The 15,876-nt window shown below is 72.7% G+C and carries 14 protein-coding genes and 1 pseudogene; 3 read left to right on the top strand and 12 right to left on the bottom strand.

Annotated elements, in window-relative coordinates:
- Nucleotides 1-35: 35 nt before the first annotated feature.
- A complete protein-coding gene (gene oxlT, locus QA634_RS26490) occupies nt 36-1,244 on the top strand; it encodes an oxalate/formate MFS antiporter (protein ID WP_026190573.1) in 1,209 nt (402 codons plus the stop codon).
- Nucleotides 1,245-1,416: 172 nt separating this feature from the next.
- Here oxlT and QA634_RS26485 read toward each other — a convergent pair whose 3' ends face one another.
- From QA634_RS26485 to hisC, 8 genes and pseudogenes are all read right to left on the bottom strand, one after another.
- On the bottom strand, nt 1,417-1,638 hold the full coding sequence (locus QA634_RS26485; protein WP_012334974.1) for a hypothetical protein: 222 nt from the start codon (nt 1,636-1,638) through the stop codon (nt 1,417-1,419).
- A 234-nt stretch (nt 1,639-1,872) separates the two neighbouring features.
- Nucleotides 1,873-2,721 carry a 23S rRNA (adenine(2030)-N(6))-methyltransferase RlmJ gene (locus QA634_RS26480; protein WP_012334973.1) on the bottom strand — a complete coding sequence of 283 codons (849 nt, stop codon included), beginning with the start codon at nt 2,719-2,721 and terminating at the stop codon, nt 1,873-1,875.
- A gap of 9 nt (nt 2,722-2,730) precedes the next feature.
- Nucleotides 2,731-4,022: pseudogene (locus QA634_RS26475) on the bottom strand (2-oxo acid dehydrogenase subunit E2).
- 196 nt (nt 4,023-4,218) lie between these two features.
- Nucleotides 4,219-6,912, bottom strand: coding sequence for an alpha-ketoglutarate dehydrogenase (gene mdeB, locus QA634_RS26470; protein ID WP_012334971.1), 2,694 nt, complete (start codon nt 6,910-6,912; stop codon nt 4,219-4,221).
- 87 nt (nt 6,913-6,999) lie between these two features.
- Nucleotides 7,000-7,266 (bottom strand): hypothetical protein, encoded by a 267-nt coding sequence (locus QA634_RS26465; protein ID WP_012334970.1) that lies wholly within the window; start codon nt 7,264-7,266, stop codon nt 7,000-7,002.
- Between the two features lie 63 nt (nt 7,267-7,329).
- The gene (locus tag QA634_RS26460) at nt 7,330-8,517 is read right to left on the bottom strand and encodes a patatin-like phospholipase family protein (protein ID WP_012334969.1); all 1,188 of its coding nucleotides are present in this window, start codon (nt 8,515-8,517) and stop codon (nt 7,330-7,332) included.
- A gap of 175 nt (nt 8,518-8,692) precedes the next feature.
- On the bottom strand, nt 8,693-9,616 hold the full coding sequence (locus tag QA634_RS26455; RefSeq protein ID WP_012334968.1) for a prephenate/arogenate dehydrogenase family protein: 924 nt from the start codon (nt 9,614-9,616) through the stop codon (nt 8,693-8,695).
- Complete coding sequence (gene hisC / locus QA634_RS26450) at nt 9,609-10,721, bottom strand: histidinol-phosphate transaminase (RefSeq protein ID WP_012334967.1); 1,113 nt, start codon at nt 10,719-10,721, stop codon at nt 9,609-9,611. The genes QA634_RS26455 and hisC overlap by 8 nt, the downstream gene beginning before the upstream one ends.
- 207 nt (nt 10,722-10,928) lie before the next feature.
- Here hisC and QA634_RS26445 point away from each other — a divergent pair, with 207 nt between their 5' ends.
- Together QA634_RS26445 and QA634_RS26440 are read left to right on the top strand one after the other, a co-directional pair.
- The gene (locus QA634_RS26445) at nt 10,929-11,231 is read left to right on the top strand and encodes a ribbon-helix-helix domain-containing protein (protein ID WP_012334966.1); all 303 of its coding nucleotides are present in this window, start codon (nt 10,929-10,931) and stop codon (nt 11,229-11,231) included.
- A gap of 133 nt (nt 11,232-11,364) precedes the next feature.
- Nucleotides 11,365-12,261, top strand: coding sequence for a LysR family transcriptional regulator (locus QA634_RS26440; protein ID WP_012334965.1), 897 nt, complete (start codon nt 11,365-11,367; stop codon nt 12,259-12,261).
- 10 nt (nt 12,262-12,271) lie between these two features.
- Here the strand turns inward: QA634_RS26440 and QA634_RS26435 are convergent, their stop codons facing one another.
- From QA634_RS26435 to QA634_RS26420, 4 genes are all read right to left on the bottom strand, one after another.
- A complete protein-coding gene (locus tag QA634_RS26435) occupies nt 12,272-12,790 on the bottom strand; it encodes a phenolic acid decarboxylase (protein WP_012334964.1) in 519 nt (172 codons plus the stop codon).
- A gap of 243 nt (nt 12,791-13,033) precedes the next feature.
- On the bottom strand, nt 13,034-14,602 hold the full coding sequence (locus QA634_RS26430; RefSeq protein WP_012334963.1) for a GMC family oxidoreductase: 1,569 nt from the start codon (nt 14,600-14,602) through the stop codon (nt 13,034-13,036).
- A 90-nt stretch (nt 14,603-14,692) separates the two neighbouring features.
- The gene (locus QA634_RS26425; protein WP_012334962.1) at nt 14,693-15,241 is read right to left on the bottom strand and encodes a twin-arginine translocation signal domain-containing protein; all 549 of its coding nucleotides are present in this window, start codon (nt 15,239-15,241) and stop codon (nt 14,693-14,695) included.
- A gap of 39 nt (nt 15,242-15,280) precedes the next feature.
- Nucleotides 15,281-15,676, bottom strand: a complete 396-nt coding sequence (locus tag QA634_RS26420; protein ID WP_012334961.1) for a VOC family protein — start codon at nt 15,674-15,676, stop codon at nt 15,281-15,283.
- Nucleotides 15,677-15,876 lie beyond the last annotated feature (200 nt).

The raw sequence follows: 15,876 nt of genomic DNA, 5'->3' as shown, positions 1-15,876 counted from the left end.
GCCGCTGGCTCCAGCTGACCCTCGGGGTGATCTGCATGGTCGCCGCCGCCAACATCCAGTACGCCTGGACCCTGTTCGTCCCCGAGATCCAGAAGACCTTCGGCTGGGACCGCGCCGCCATCCAGGTCGCCTTCACCCTCTTCGTGGTCACCCAGACCTGGCTCACCCCGGTCGAGGGCCACTTCATCGACCGCTACGGGCCCAGCCGCGTCGTCATGGCCGGCGGCCTCTTCACCGGCCTGGCCTGGATCATCAACTCCTACGCCACGTCCCTCAGCGGCTACTACCTCGGCGCCGTGGTCGGCGGCATCGGCGTCGGCTGCGTCTACGCCACCTGCATCGCCAACGCCCTCAAGTGGTTCCCCGACCGGCGCGGCCTGGCCGTCGGCCTCACCGCGGGCGGCTACGGCGCCGGCTCGGCCCTCACCATCCTGCCCATCGCCAGCATGATCGCCGAGGGCGGCTTCCAGCAGGCCTTCTTCGTCTTCGGCCTGATCCAGGGCGCCCTGATCATCCTGGCCTCGGTCGGCCTGCGCGCCCCGGGCCGGAGCGAGGTCACCTACTCGGCGAGCGTGCTGCAGAGCCGGCGCGACTACACCCTGCCGGAGGCCCTGCGCACCCCGGTGTTCTGGGTGATGCTGCTGATGTTCACCTGCACGGTGACCGGCGGGCTGATGGCGGTGGCCCAGCTCGGGGTGATCGCGCAAGATCTCGGCGTCAAGAACTTCCAGGTCAACCTGTACTTCGTGACCATGGCGGCGCTGCCCTTCGCGCTGATGCTGGACCGGATCATGAACGGGATCTCGCGGCCGTTCTTCGGCTGGATCTCGGACCGGATCGGGCGCGAGAAGACGATGTTCATCGCGTTCTCGCTGGAGGGGCTCGGCATCGTGGCGCTGGGGTATTTCGGCTCGAACCCGTGGGCGTTCGTGATCCTGAGCGGGATCGTGTTCCTGGCCTGGGGGGAGGTCTACAGCCTGTTCAGCGCGACGGCGGCGGACACGTTCGGGTCGAAGCACATCGGGAAGATCTACGGGGTGCTGTACTGCGCCAAGGGTCTGGCCGCGCTGCTGGTGCCGGTGGGCAACCTGCTGATGCAGGCGACCGGGACCTGGGCGACGGTGCTGTACACGGTGGCGATCCTGGACCTGATCGCCGCGACGCTGGCGCTCGCGGTGCTGCGCCCGATGCTCAGGCGCCACCACGCCGCCAACGGGGTCGTGCTGCCCGAGGCCGCCCATTGAGGCCCGCGCCGCCCCGGACGTCCGGGGCGGCGCCCGGCCGGACGCCGCGTCATCATCCGACATCCGGTTGATGGCGTCGCCATCTCCGATTTCGGCCATGCGGATGTCGGCGTCGCTCAGGCGCCGCGCGGGCGCGTGATCCGGGATCCGCGTCGATCAAGCGGATCCCGTGTCACACCAGGAGGTCGAGCACCTGCTTCTGCATCTCGTTGGCCTGGCGCAGGATTGCGACCCCGACCGAGATCTCGGTCCCGGCGGTCGCGAGCGTCACGGCGGCCGGAAGCACGCCGCCGGACTCGCCGGCCGGGGCGGTGGCGACCTGCGCGGCGGCCGCGTCGGCGCGTCGGGTCGCGGCGAGAAGGCCGGACGTGGCGGTGGCGACGGCGTCGATCATGGGCGGGCTCCCCTCGCCGCTGAGCCAAGCACGCCGCCCCTAACGCTCGGTAACCGGAACGCGCGGATCCGCCGAATCATGCCGACGGCTCAGGATGCCGACGCATCGAGCCTTTGCTCCGTCCCGAATTTTCGCTCTCAGGACAAAGGCTTGGCGAACCAGAGGCTTGGTGAGCCAGAGGCTTGGCGAAAATTCGAGAGCAGCGCCACCGGTCATGTCGAATGACCGGCGGTATCAGCCCGCCCGACCGAGCGGCGCGCAGCGGAAGGCGCCGTAGCCGGCCCGGGCGAGGCGCTCGGCCAGGGCCGGCAGCACGGTCTCCATCTCGGCGGCGAGCGTGAAGGGCGGGTTCACGGCGATCAGGCCGCTGCCCGAGAGCCGCGTCGGGTCATCGGGGCGGTCGATCAGGAGGTCGATGCGCAGGGCCGGGCGGTCGAGCGCCGCGGCCAGGGCGGCCGCCATCCGGTCGACCGCGCCGATATCCTTGATCGGGTACCACGCGAGGTAGAGCCCGGTCGGCCATTTCGCGACCGCCTTGGCGAGGTCGCGCCCGAGCCGGTCGATCTCGCCCGGCACCTCGTAAGGCGGATCGATCAGCACGAGCCCCCGCCGCTCCTTCGGGGGAATGAGCGCGGGCAGGGCGGTCCAGCCGTCGAGCGCCATCACCTTGCTGCGCCCGTCGCGGGCGAAGCGCTCCCGCAGCAGGGCGCCGTCCGCCGGGTGGAGTTCCACGAACACGCCCCGGTCGCCCGGGCGCAGGAAGTGGCGGATCAGGGCCGGCGAGCCCGGATAGGCGTCGGCCCCGTGCCGCGCCCGCACCGCCGCCACCGCCTCCCGGTAGGGGGCCAGCAGGGCCTCGACGGCGTCCGGGAACGGCGCGGCGAGGCGGCCCCAGCCGTCCTGCCACTCGCCCGTGCGCGCGGCCTCGTCGGCGGCGAGGTCGTACCAGCCGATCCCCGCATGGGTGTCGACGGCCCGGAACGGCGTGTCCTTGCGCAGCAGGTAGGCCAGCACCCGGGCGAGCACGCAATGCTTGAGAACGTCGGCGTGGTTGCCGGCGTGGAAGACGTGGCGGTAATTCACCCGGCGATCCTACAGGATCGCCCGGCGGATGTCGGCGAGGGTCTCGGCCACGTGGCGCAGGAAGCGGGCCGCCGCGACGCCGTCCACCACCCGGTGGTCCCAGGACAGCGTCAGGGGCAGGATCAGCCGGGGCTGGAAGAGCGCGCCGTCCCAGACCGGCTCGATCCGGGCCGGCGCCGCCCCCAGGATCGCGACCTCGGGCGCGTTGATGATCGGCGTGAACCCGTCCCCGCCGACGCCGCCGAGGGAGGAGACCGAGAAGCAGCCCCCCTGCATTGCCTCGGCCTTCAGGGTGCCGGCGCGGGCCTGCGCGGCGAGCTCCGCCATCTCGGCCGCGATGGCGACGATGCCCTTGCGGTCGCAGTCGCGCACCACCGGCACGACGAGGCCGCGCGGGGTGTCGGCCGCGAAGCCGACATGGACGTAGTCCCTGAGGATCAGGTCGCCGCCGTCCAGGGCGGCGTTGAAGCGGGGATGAGCCCGCAGGGCCGCCGCCGCCGCCTTCAGCAGGAAGGCCGTCATGGTGACCTTGACGGCAGGCTGGCGGGGCTCGCCGTTGAGCTCGCGCCGGAAGGCCTCGCTCTCGGTCACGTCCGCGTGGTCGAAATTGGTGACGTGCGGGATGGTGAGCCAGTTGCGCGCGAGGTTCGGCCCCGAGAGCTGCTGGAGCCGCGAGAGCGGCTCCCGCCGCACCGGCCCGAACTTCTCGTAGGCCACCTGCGGCCAGGCCGGCAGGCCGGCCCCGATGCCGGTAACCGGGACCGGCGCGGGCGGGGCCGGCGGGCGGGCGAGGCTCCCGCGCACGTAGGCCTGGACGTCCTCGCGCAGGACCCGGCCGGCGGGGCCGGTCGCCGGCACCGCGTCGAGGGGCACGCCGAGTTCCCGCGCGTAGGCGCGCACCGCCGGGGTGGCGTGAATCGAGGCCGCGCCGTCGGCGGGCAGCGGGTCGGCGGCGGGCGGCTTGGGCGGCTCGGGCGGGCTGGGCGGCTCGGGGAAGCGGGGCGCGGCGCGGCGGGGGCCGCCGCGGGCGATTCGCGCGGCGCGGGGGCGGGGGCCTCGCCGGAGGTGTCCAGGGTCAGGATCGGCGTGCCGGCCGAGACCTTGCTGCCGATCGCGACGAGGAGTTCGGCCACCACGCCCGCCACCGGCGAGGGCACCTCCATCGTGGCCTTGTCGGATTCGAGGCTGATCAGCCGGTCGTCCACGGCGATGCGGTCGCCGGGCTTCACCAGGATCTCGACGATGGGCACGTCGGCGAAGTCGCCGATGTCGGGGACGGTGACGGGCAGGCGGGTGCTCATGCGGCGGGGTTCGGGTGAGAGGCGCGGGAGGCCGACGACGCGGCCGCGGGGTCCCCCTCCGGGGAGGAGCCCTGGGGTCCCACTCCGGGGAGGAGCCCTGGGGTCCCCCTCCGGGGAGGGGCCCTGGGGTCCCCTCCGGGGAGGGACCCCGCGGCGATGCCGGCGAGCGGGTTGCGGAAAGCTGGTCGTGAGCGGATCACACCGTCCAGGGCGGCGGGGCCTCGGGATCGAGCCCGTAGCGGGCCACCGCCTCGGCCACCTTCGCGCGCGGCAGCGCGCCCTCGTCGGCCAGCGCCGTCAGCGCCGCCACGACCACGTGCTGCCGGTCGACCTCGAAGAAGCGGCGCAGCCGGTTGCGGGTGTCGCTGCGGCCGAACCCGTCCGTGCCGAGCGCCACGAAGCGGCCCTCGACGTAGGGCGCGATCAGCTGCGGATAGGCCCGCACGTAGTCGGTCGCCGCGATCACCGGGGCGCGGCCCGGCAGGAGTTCGGCCACGTGGCTGCGCGGGGCCGGCGCCTCCGGCTTCAGCCGCGCCGCCCGCGCGGCCGCCTGCGCGTCCCGGGCAAGTTCGCTGAAGCTCGTGGCACTGAACACCGTCGCCCCGATCCCCCATTCCTCGGCGAGCATCCGGGCCGCCGCGATCACCTCGGGCAGGATCGCACCCGCGCCGAGGAGCCGCACCTCGCCCTCCTGCCCGAAGGCGGCGCAGCGGTAGAGGCCGCGCAGGATGCCCGCCTCGACCCCCGCCGGCATCGAGGGCTGGGCGTAGTTCTCGTTCATGGCGGTGACGTAGTAGAACTCGTCCTGCCCCTCGGCCATCATCCGCCGGGTGCCGTGGTCGAGGATCACCGCCATCTCGTACGCGAAGGCGGGGTCGTAGGCGCGGCAATTCGGGATGGTCGAGGCCACCAGCAGGCTCGACCCGTCCTGGTGCTGCAGCCCCTCGCCGCCGAGCGTGGTGCGGCCGGCCGTCGCCCCGATCAGGAAGCCCCGCGCCCGCTGGTCCGCCGCCGCCCAGATCAGGTCGCCGACCCGCTGGAAGCCGAACATCGAGTAGTAGATGTAGAAGGGCAGCATCGCCAGCCCGTGCACGCTGTAGGACGTCGCCGCCGCCACCCAGGACGAGATCGCCCCCGCCTCGGTGATGCCCTCCTCCAGGAGCTGCCCGTCGCGGGACTCCTTGTAGTACAGCATCGAGCCCGCATCCTCGGGCTCGTAGAGCTGGCCCTGCGGCGAGTAGATGCCGACCTGCCGGAACAGGTTGGCCATGCCGAAGGTGCGGGCCTCGTCGGCGACGATCGGCACCACCCGCGGCCCGAGCTCCTTGTGGCGCAGCAGGCCGCCGAGGATGCGCACCGCCGCCATCGTGGTCGACATCTCCTTGCCGTCCGCCTCCAGCGCGAAGGCGCTGGTCGCGGCAAGGCCAGGCACCGCGACCGGGTCGGCGGTGCGGCGGCGCTTCGGCAGGACGCCGCCCAGGGCCTGCCGGCGCGCGCGCAGGTAGCGCAGCTCCGCGCTCTCCTCCGGCGGCCGGTAGAAGTCGAGGCGCTCGACCTCCGCGTCCGAGAGCGGCAGCGCGAAGCGGTCGCGGAAGGCCTTGAGCGCGTCGGTGTCGAGCTTCTTGGCCTGGTGGGCGGTCATGCGCGACTCGCCCGCCCCGCCCATGCCGTAGCCCTTCTTGGTCTTGGCCAGGATCACGGTCGGGCGGCCCTTCGTGGCCTTGGCCGCCGCGAAGGCGGCGTAGAGCTTGCGGAAATCGTGGCCGCCGCGCTTGAGCCGGTCCACGTCCGCGTCCGACATGTGCGAGACCAGCGCCTTCACCTCCTCGTCCTCGCCGAAGAAGTGCGCGAGGTTGTAGGCCCCGTCCTTGGCCCCGAGGGTCTGGTACTTGCCGTCGACGGTGGCGGCGAAGCGGCGCAGCAGGGCGTGGTTGGTGTCGCGGGCGAAGATCGCGTCCCACTCCGAGCCCCACAGCACCTTGATGACGTGCCAGCCGGCGCCCCGGAAGGTGCTCTCCAGCTCCTGGATGATCTGGCCGTTGCCGCGCACCGGCCCGTCCAGGCGCTGCAGGTTGCAGTTGATCACGAAGGTGAGGTTGTCGAGCTTCTCGCGGGCCGCCAGGGCGAGGCCGGCGATCGATTCCGGCTCGTCCATCTCGCCGTCGCCGAACACGCCCCAGACGTGGCGGCCCTCGGTGTCGGCCAAGCCGCGGTCGCGCAGGTAGCGCATGAACCGCGCCTGATAGACGGCGTTGATCGGCCCGATCCCCATCGAGCCGGTCGGCACCTGCCAGAAATCCGGCATCAGCCAGGGATGCGGGTAGGAGCAGAGGCCCGACCCGGCGATCTCCTGCCGGTAGTGCCGCAGGTTCTCCTCCGAGAGCCGCCCCTCCAGGAAGGCGCGGGCGTAGACGCCCGGGGCCGAGTGGGGCTGGAAGAAGACGAGGTCGGCGCCCGCCCCGGTCGCGTCGCCCGCCTTGAAGAAGTGGTTGAAGCCGAGCTCGAAGAGCTCGGCCGCGGAGGCGTAGCTCGCCACGTGGCCGCCGAGTTCGCCGTAGGCCATGTTGGCCCGCACCACCATGGCGAGGGCGTTCCAGCGCATGATCGAGGTCAGGCGCTCCTCGAGGGCGAGGTCGCCCGGATAGGGCGGCTGCTTCTCGAGCGGGATCGTGTTCCGGTAGGGCGAGTAGGGCGGCGCCTCGTCGACGAGGCCGATCGCCTTGGCCTTCTCCTCCAGCCGGTCGAGGAGGAAGCGGGCCCGCTCGGGCCCGGCATGGCGCACCACCGATTCGAGGGAGGCGAGCCAATCGGCGGTCTCGCCCGGATCCGGGTCGGCGACGCCGCGGGGCCCCACGATCGGCGTCGGGTTGGGCTTGGCGCTGGCGCTCATCGGCTCTCCTCCCGGGATCTTCGCATCTTGAAAAACGGCATTGCGCATGCGGGGGCGAACTGCAAGCGCCGGACCGCGGCCGGCGCGTCAGGCGCGGATCTCGGGGCCGAGCCGCGCGACGGCCAGTCTCGGCACGGCGAAGCCGACCAGGTTGGAGATCGCCATGCCCCGCATCGGGCTCTCGACGGCCGCCGAGAGGTTCGATGCCGCCACGAGATCCAGCCGCGAGCGGAAACCGACCTGAACGTCCCCCGTTCCGCAGGCCAGGGCGTCGATCCCGACCTGGGTCGTCTCCGAGAGGGACGGCGCATCTCGTCCTCTCGGCCGCCCGCGGCGGCGCGTCGTCTCGTCCAATGCGCGCGGGGCTCGGCTCGGCAAGGATCCGCGGCGGGATCGCCGCGGGTCCGCGCCTGATCGCTACCGCAGCTCCGCCTGCCTCTCCACCTGCGCGTCCCGCGGCAGAGTCGTCTCCCACAGCGACCCGGAGCGGGCCTTCGCGTAGCCGTCCTCGAACAGGCTGCGCATGTAGGCGGTGTCGAAGCCCTGGTCGGCCGCGACCTCCGGGATGCCCCGGTCGATGTAGGTCAGGTTGAAGCCGATCCCGTTGCGGCGGGCGAAGGCCGCGGTGCTGGCGAGCGTCGCCCGCGAGCGGGCGCGGCCCACCGTCGAGAGGGTGCGGGACGCGATGGAGAGGGTCCGGTTCTGGACGAGGTCGAAGCTCGGCTCGATGCGGCCGTTGATCACCACGTAGATGTTGGGCTTGCCGCGGCCGCGGACGATGCGGGAATCCTGCGACAGGAAGGATTCCGGCAGGGTGAAGACCGGCGTCGCCACGGCGCCGTCGACGTGCATCTCCTGGAAGCCGTGGCTGCCCGCCTGGGCGTCGATCAGCATCGGCGGGAAGACCGCCGGCACGCTGGCGGAGGCCGCGAGCACGTCGCGGAACAGGGCGACGGCGTTCGGCTGGCCGCTCGCGGCGATCGCGCCCATGTCCCAGATCACGGCGCGCTGCGCGTCGAGATTCGTCGTCACGACGAGGAGCCGGCGGCCCTTGCGGTGCTCCTCGGCCACCTGGGCGAGGATCTCGGGCGTGACGTAGCGCCCGACGAGGTCGCGCAGGCGCTGGTCCGCGAAGAGCCCGTCGCCGAGCAGGATGTTGAGCGGGTTCGGGGACTGGACCAGGGTCGAGGCGATGCCGCTGGTGTAGATCTCCCGCAGGGTCGGGTCGTAGGCCGGTCCCAGGAAGGCGAAGGGTGCGATGAGGGCGCCGGTCGAGACCCCCGAGACGAGGGTGAAGACCGGCCGCCGGCCGGTCTCGCTCCAGCCGTTGAGCACGCCCGCCCCGTAGGCGCCGTCCCCGCCGCCGCCCGAGAGGGCGAGGTAGGTGAAGGGCTCCTTCTGGGCGACGGCCGCCCGGCTCACCTCCGCGAAGGCGGAGGCCGGGGCGTCGGCCCAGTAGCGGATCGTCGGCGCCTGGCCCGGCACCGTGGCGACCGCGGCCTCCGCGGCCGTGTAGGGCGCCCGCGGGATCGAGGAGCAGGCCGCGATCGGCGCGGCGACCAGCGCGGCGAGGAGCCCGCGCACCGGATGCGATCGATGGAACACCGGGAACTCCGCCGTCAGGCTCGTGCGCCGCCCCGGCCGGACTCTGGGGGAGCCGGCCCGGAATGGCAACGCTTATGGCAAAGCTTGAGGACGGAAAGGGTTCCCTCGGGCCGGGGCGTGGCGGCGATGCATCGGCGGGCGGGGGCGGACGAGCGCCCCTCCGCGAGGCCGGCCCTCAGCCCTTCCGGCGCCCGAAATCCGGCTCCGCCGTCTCCTGGCCCATCGCCACGATGCCGCGGCGGATGGCGCGGGTGCGGGTGAACAGGGCGTGCAGCGCGTCGCCGTCGTCCCAGCGGATGGCCCGCGCCAGCGCCGCGAGGTCCTCGTTGAAGCGGCCGAGCATCTCCAGCACCGCCTCCTTGTTGGTCAGGAAGACGTCGCGCCACATGGTCGGGTCGGAGGCGGCGATGCGGGTGAAGTCGCGAAACCCGCCGGCCGAGAACTTGATCACCTCGGACTGGGTCACGGTCTCGAGATCCGCCGCCGTGCCGACGATGTTGTAGGCGATGAGGTGCGGGACGTGGCTGGTGATGGCGAGCACGAGGTCGTGATGGGCCGCGCTCATCGTCTCGACCACCGAGCCCATCCCTTCCCAGAATGCCCGCACCCGCGCCACCGCCGCCGGATCCGTGCCCTCGGGCGGGGTGAGGATGCACCAGCGGCCCTGGAAGAGGGTGGCGAAGCCCGCATCGGGCCCGGATTGCTCGGTGCCCGCCACCGGGTGGGCCGGCACGAAGGCGACGCCCTCGGGCAGGTGCGGCGTCGCGGCGGCCACCACCGCGCCCTTCACCGAGCCGACGTCCGACAGGATCGCGCCCGGCCGCAGGGCGCCCGCCAGCGCCGCCGCGACGGGCCCGACCGCGCCGACCGGCACGCACAGGATGACGAGATCGGCCCCGGCCGCGCCCTCCGCGGGGTCGTCCGTGGCGTGATCCGCGAGGCCGAGCGCGCGGACGCGCTCCAGCACCGCCAGGTCGCGGTCGATGGCCACGATGGTCTCCGCGAGGCCGTACTGGCGCGCCGCGCGGGCGATCGAGGAGCCGATCAGCCCGAGCCCGACCAGGGCGAGCCGGCCGATCCGCTGGGGGGCCTCACGCATCGGGGTGGTCCTTCACGAAGGCGCGCAGGGCCGCGATCACCGCCTCGTTCGCCTCGGCCGAGCCGATCGTCATGCGAAGCGCGTGAGGCAGGCCGTAGGCGGCGACGCGGCGCAGGATCAGGCCGCGGGCGGTGAGGAAGGCGTCGGCCTCGGCGGCGCCGCGTCCCGGCGCGTCGGGGAAGTGGATCAGCACGAAGTTGCCGACGCTCGGCGTCACGGACAGGCCGATCTCGGTGAGCGCGCGGGTCACCTTCGGCAGCCATTCCTCGTTGTGGGCCACGGCCGCCGCGATGTGGGCGTCGTCCGCCACCGCGGCGGCGCCCGCCGCGATGGCGGGGCTGCCGAGGTTGAAGGGGCCGCGGATGCGGTTGACCGCGTCCGCCACGGCCGGCGGGGCCACCATCCAGCCGATCCGCAGGGCCGCGAGCCCGTAGGCCTTCGAGAAGGTGCGGGTCATGACTACGTTCTCGGATTCGGCCACGAGTTCGAGCCCGGCCGCGTAGTCGTTGCGGCGCACGTACTCGGCATAGGCCGCGTCGAGCACCAGCAGCACGTCGCCGGGCAGCCCGGCGTGGAGCCGGCGCACCTCGTCGAAGGGCAGGTAGGTGCCGGTCGGGTTGTTCGGGTTGGCGAGGTAGACGATGCGGGTGCGCGGCGTGACCGCGGCGAGGATCGCGTCGACGTCCGCGGTGTGGTCGCGCTCGGGGGCGACGACCGGCGTGCCGCCCGCCGCCAGGATGGCGATGCGGTAGACCAGGAACCCGTATTCCGAGTAGATCCCCTCGTCGCCCGGCCCCATGAAGGCGTAGGTGAGGAGCGACAGCAATTCGTCCGAGCCCGCCCCGCAGACGATGCGCGCCGGGTCGAGCCCGTACTTGCCCGCGATGGCGCGGCGCAGGGCCGCCGCGCTGCCGTCGGGGTAGAGTTCGAGGTGGGACGCGGTCTCCCGCATCGCCGCGACCGCGGCGGGGCTCGGCCCGAGCGGCGTCTCGTTCGAGGACAGCTTGTGGAGCTTCACCCCGGCCGGCGCCGCGCTCTTGCCCGGCACGTAGGCCTCGATCGCGAGGACACCGGGGCGCGGGACGGGGCGGAGGGCGGCGGACATGACGGGTCTCGGCAGCTTCGACGGAAGCCGCCCGTCTAGAACATGTCGGCAGCCAGGGGAACAGCCGCGGCGGCGGGCCTCCCCGGACGCCGGAGCCGGCCGCGACGCTGCGGCAGGGCCGCGACGCTGCGGCAGGGCCGCAGCCGCGGCGGCTTGCCCGGCGGCCACGGGGTTGGCTAGGCTTCCTCCGAACTCGGGAGGACGCCCATGTGCCGCATCTTCGCGGAGCAGCCGCCGGAGAACTACGCCTGCGAGACCCGCTCGCTGCGCATCGGCGGCCACTGCACCTCGCTGCGGCTGGAAACCGCCTTCTGGACCATCCTGGAGGACATCGCCCGGCAGGAGAATCTCAGCGTGGCCAAGTTCGCCACCAAGCTGCACGACGAGGTGATGGAGCGCCACGGCGAGGTGCGGAACTTCGCCTCCCTGCTGCGCTGCTGCTGCCTGATCGCCCTCGCCCGGGGCGGGACCGGGCGGTTCGGGGCGCCGGTGCTGATGGCGGCGGAGTGACGGGGGCGGCCGCCCCCGTCCGGGTCGCCGCGCGGGCCTGCGCGCCATCCGGCCCCCTCTGCGCCGGGCGGCCGGACGGGCTCGCCTCTCCGGCGCGGGAGCGGCGGCGCGGCCCCATGGCGGTCCTTCCCGCATGAGGTCCGTCCCGAGAACCAGCGTCGAGCAATGGGCCGTGCTGCGCGCCGTGGTCGAGGCGGGCAGCTTCGCGCGGGCGGCGGAGCACCTGCATCGCAGTCAATCCTCGGTGAGCTACGCCGTCGCCCAGCTGCAGGAGCGCCTCGGCCTCGCGCTCCTGGAGAGCGAGGGGCGCCGCGCGATCCTGACGGAGGCCGGCCGCGCCCTGCTGGCCGAGGCCGCGCCGCTGATCGACGACCTGGTCCGGCTGGAGGAGCGCAGCCGCTTCCTCGCCGCCGGGCACCAGGCCGAAATCCGGCTGCTGATCGACAGCCTCTTCCCGCGGCAGCGTCTGTGCGACGCCCTCGCGGCGTTCCGCGACGCGCACCCGCATGTCCGCGTCGACCTGCGGGAACTCGTGCGGCAGACCGCCCCCGACCCGCTCGACGCGCCCTTCGACCTCGCCGTCACGGTCTGGGATCCGCGCGCGCGGGCCTGCCGGCGCTTCCTCACCGTCGAGCTCTTGGCCGTCGCCCATCGCGACCACCCGCTGCACGCGCGGGGGGGCGGCCCGCTGACCCAGGCCACCCTGTCCCGCCACTGGCTCGTGTTCATCCAGGGGCAGGGCTGGCCGGGGCAGGGCCGGGGCCGCGCCACGGAGGGGCCCGCCCCCGCCGAGCGGCAGATCTGGCACGTCGACACGGTGGAGGCGGCCGTGGCGGTGGTGTGCCGCGGGCTCTGCTACGGCTGGCTGCCGCGCCATCTGGTGGCCGAGGACATCGCCGCGGGGCGTCTCCTGCCCCTGCGGCTCGCGGCCGGCAGCACGCGGCTGATCCCGCTCGGCCTGATCCACGCCGACGAGGAGCAGGCCGGCCCGGCGACCCGTGACCTCGCCGGCCTGCTGATGCGCGACTGATCGCCGATCGTCAGTTCTGCCGCGCGGCGTACCCGTCCGGCAGGTCGGCCGGCGCGCAGGCGATCACCTCCTGGTTGTCGATGCCGCAATCCTCCAGGAACGTGACCGAGGCGAACTCGTCGACCACCAGCTTCGGGTAGGTCGGGCCGGCATCGCGGTACTGGCGCATCCTGTCGAGATGCTCGTTTTGAAAGCAGACGGTCCGCTTCGGATCCTGGGCGATCCATTGCGGGAAGAAGATCACGCCGTGGATGCGGCGCTCCTCGAAGTTCACGGCGACGCTCACCGTCGTCCCGGTCGGCTCATCCCAGGAGATCTTCACCACCTCGTCGGAGAGTCGGACGATATGGGCGACCTGATCGCGAACCCAGCGGCCGCCGACGATGCCGCTGTGGATGCGGTAATCGATCGTCCGCTCGTTCTTGATATACATCTCGTACTGCCAGCCGTTCTCATAGGTATAGATGAAATGCTTGCCCAGGAAGGGGGCAATTTCTTCTCTCCTGGTGGAGGCAAACAGGTCCGACATCGCAATCTCCTCGGCTCGGCCCGACACGGGCATCGCTGGGGAGAGGGCTACCATCGGGATTGTCGGGTCAAAAGCGCAATTTCCGGCGGTTTCTTATCGGGAAATCCGATGATGGCGGGCCGACGCGCCCGGGGGCCTCGGCGACGCTCCTCCTCGCGCGGATCGGCGCCGGCCGCGACGCGGCCGATCCGGCCCGGGCGGTGCGATCGCCAGCCCGGGCCCGCTCGCGCGGCGCGGCCCGGATCAGATCTCCCGCCGCTGCATCGCGCCCGCGATGTGGTCCGCCTGCCGCAGCGCCAGGGCCACGATGGTCAGCGTCGGGTTGCAGGCCGCGCCGCTGGTGAACTGGCTGCCGTCCGAGACGAACAGGTTCCCGACGTCGTGGGTCTGGCCGAACTTGTTCACGACGCCGTCGCGCGGCCGCGCGCTCATGCGGTTGGTGCCCATGTTGTGGGTGCTCGGATAGGGCGGGGTCGGGTAGGTGACGGTCGCGCCCACCGCCTCGTAGACCGCCGCGCCCTGCCGGTAGGCGTGGTCGCGCATCGCGATGTCGTTCGGGTGGTCGTCGAAGTGGACGTGCGCGACCGGCATCCCGTGCGCGTCCTTCTGCACCGGGTCGAGGGTGATGCGGTTCGTCTCCTGGGGCATGTCCTCGCCGACGAGCCACATCCCGGCCATGCGCGGATACTGCTCCATGGCGCTGGTGAAGCTGCGCCCCCAGGCGCCCGGGTTGAGGAAGGCCGCCATGAAGGGCAGGCCGAGGGAGAGCGTCTCCATCTCGTAGCCGCCCGCGAAGCCGCGCGACGGGTCGTGGCGCGCCTCGTCGCGGATGATGCCCGCCATGGTGGTGCCGCGGTACATGTGGACCGACTTCTCGAACACGCCGTAGACGCTGCCGGTCATGTGCCGCATGTAGTTGCGGCCGACCTGCCCGGAGGAATTGGCGAGCCCGTCCGGGAACAGGGACGAGGCGCTGTTGAGGAGGAGGCGCGGGCTCTCGATCGAGTTGCCGGCCACCGCGACGATGCGGGCCTTCTGGCGCTGCAGCGTTCCGGTCTCGTCCGCGTAGACGACGCCCGTCACCTTGCCGGAGGCATCGTGCTCGATGCGGATCGCCATGCAGCCCGGGCGGACCTCCAGGTTGCCGGTCGCCTCGCCGCGGGGGATCTCGGCGATCAGCGTCGACCACTTCGCCCCCGACTTGCAGCCCTGGAAGCAGAAGCCGATCTGCTGGCAGGCGCCGCGGTCGTGGCGCTCCTGGCTGTTGATCGCCATCCGGCCGGTATGGACCTCCCGGTAGCCGAGGCGGCGGGCGCCGGCCTCAAGCACCTTGTAGTTGTTGTTGCCGGGCAGGCCCGGGATGCCGTTGGTGCGGGTCACGCCCATCCGGTCCTCGGCCTTCTCGTACCAGGGGTCGAGTTCGGCCCGGGTGATCGGCCAGTCGAGCAGGTTGGCGCCCGGGATCGCGCCGTAATGGTCGCGGATGCGGAACTCGTGCTCCTCGAAGCGCAGCGAGGCGCCGGCCCAGTGCACGGTCGAGCCGCCCACCGCCTTGACGATCCAGGCCGGCAGGTTGGGGAAGTCCCGCGCCACCCGCCAGGAGCCGGAGGTGGTGCGCATGTCCGTCCAGGCGAGCTGGGCGAAGCTCGCCCACTCGTCGTTGACGAAATCCTCCATGTTGTGCCGGGCGCCGGCCTCCAGGATCACGGTCCTGATGCCCTTGAGCGCCAATTCGGTGCCGAGCGTGCCGCCGCCCGCGCCCGAGCCCACGATGACGACGAGCCCGTCGTCGTTCAGGTCGAATCCGGCCATGGTTTCCTCCGCTGGCGCCGGCGGGCCGCGTCGTCCGCGGTCTCGCGCCCGGGCGCGCCTCGTTCTTCGTTGGCGTCGGGCGGCCGGTCCTCAGACCTTCGGCAGCCAGTCGATGTCGTTGAAGCCGCGGGCGATGTAGCCGCCCTTGTCGGCCGAGGAGCCCTCGTAGCCGAACTTCGCCCACAGGTCGGGCTGGTTGTAGAGCGAGACGACGAGGTCGGCCCTGAGCGCCTTGAAGAAGGGCGTGTGCGCGACGGCCTGGAGCAGGACGACCCGGTCGGCCTCCCAGCCGACCTGCGCGTAGGGCACCTTGTGGCGGGTGCGGGCGTCCTCGTCGAGGCGGCGGATCCCCTCGGTGAGGAGCTGCCGCGTCGCCGGGTCGGCGGCGGACTTGGCGTCCCAGGGCTTCACGGCCGCGATGTAGGAGCTGTCGGCGAGGAAATCGTGCGGGTAGATGTCCCGGGCGATCTTCACCAGCGTCTTGAGGTCGGAGGGGGTCAGGGCGGCGCCGCCCTCGGCCCAGGCCTCCTCGACGCAGAGGCCCGCGCCGGAGGCGATGGCGGCGGCCGGGGCCGCCGCGGCGGCGGATTGCAGGAAGCTGCGCCGGCTCACGCGCCGGCGCGGATCGACTTCTCTCATGGGTTTCCTCCGGATGTAGTGTTGTTTGGAATCGGCGGCTCAGCCGAAGCGCCCGCCCTTCTGGATGACCTCGATCCGGTAGCCGTCCGGGTCGGTCGCGAAGAAGAACCGGGCGAGCGTGCGGCCCTGGTGCTGGAAGTCCTTCACGGGGGTCGCGGGCAGGCCCTCGCGCACGAAGCGCGCATGCTCGGCCTCGACGTCGTCGACCACCACCGCGAGGTGGCCGTAGCCGTTGCCGATCTCGTAGGGCTCCTGCCGGTCGAAATTGACGGTGAGTTCGAGTTCGAAGGGCGAGGCCGGGTCGCGCAGGTAGACGAGGGCGAAGGTGTCGAACTCGAACCGGTCCGCGACGTCGAGCCCGAAGGCCTTGGCGTAGTAGTCGCGCGAGCGGGCCTCGTCGCGCACGCGGATCATCGAGTGAACGGGCTTGGCCATCCGGGGACCTCTCCTGAGGGAACCGGCCCTGCCGGCCGGCGCTGGGCGGGAGAGTAGCGCGGCGCCGCGGCCCGTGGTGGTAGCCGGCTGTGGCGGGGAGGGGCGGCGCGCGGGGCGCCGGCGGATGCGCGCCCTCGGGCGGCGAGCGCCTCCGCGCTTCTCTCGAGCGGATGCCAGCGCCGGGCCCGCCCGATCCGCCG

It is taken from the genome of Methylobacterium sp. CB376, assembly GCF_029714205.1.
Classification (GTDB): Bacteria; Pseudomonadota; Alphaproteobacteria; order Rhizobiales; family Beijerinckiaceae; genus Methylobacterium.
Note: the sequence above shows the minus strand (reverse complement) of the source record. Positions and strands in the feature narration are given on the sequence as shown.

Bases quoted from the DNA above. Each gene is read 5' to 3' on its own strand.
- oxlT (WP_026190573.1), top strand. From the start codon at position 36: ATGGTCGCCGCCGCCAACATCCAGTACGCCTGGACCCTGTTCGTCCCC.
- QA634_RS26485 (WP_012334974.1), bottom strand. From the start codon at position 1,638: ATGATCGACGCCGTCGCCACCGCCACGTCCGGCCTTCTCGCCGCGACC.
- mdeB (WP_012334971.1), bottom strand. From the start codon at position 6,912: ATGAGCGCCAGCGCCAAGCCCAACCCGACGCCGATCGTGGGGCCCCGC.
- QA634_RS26455 (WP_012334968.1), bottom strand. From the start codon at position 9,616: ATGCGTGAGGCCCCCCAGCGGATCGGCCGGCTCGCCCTGGTCGGGCTC.
- hisC (WP_012334967.1), bottom strand. From the start codon at position 10,721: ATGTCCGCCGCCCTCCGCCCCGTCCCGCGCCCCGGTGTCCTCGCGATC.
- QA634_RS26445 (WP_012334966.1), top strand. From the start codon at position 10,929: ATGTGCCGCATCTTCGCGGAGCAGCCGCCGGAGAACTACGCCTGCGAG.
- QA634_RS26440 (WP_012334965.1), top strand. From the start codon at position 11,365: ATGAGGTCCGTCCCGAGAACCAGCGTCGAGCAATGGGCCGTGCTGCGC.
- QA634_RS26435 (WP_012334964.1), bottom strand. From the start codon at position 12,790: ATGTCGGACCTGTTTGCCTCCACCAGGAGAGAAGAAATTGCCCCCTTC.
- QA634_RS26430 (WP_012334963.1), bottom strand. From the start codon at position 14,602: ATGGCCGGATTCGACCTGAACGACGACGGGCTCGTCGTCATCGTGGGC.
- QA634_RS26425 (WP_012334962.1), bottom strand. From the start codon at position 15,241: ATGAGAGAAGTCGATCCGCGCCGGCGCGTGAGCCGGCGCAGCTTCCTG.
- QA634_RS26420 (WP_012334961.1), bottom strand. From the start codon at position 15,676: ATGGCCAAGCCCGTTCACTCGATGATCCGCGTGCGCGACGAGGCCCGC.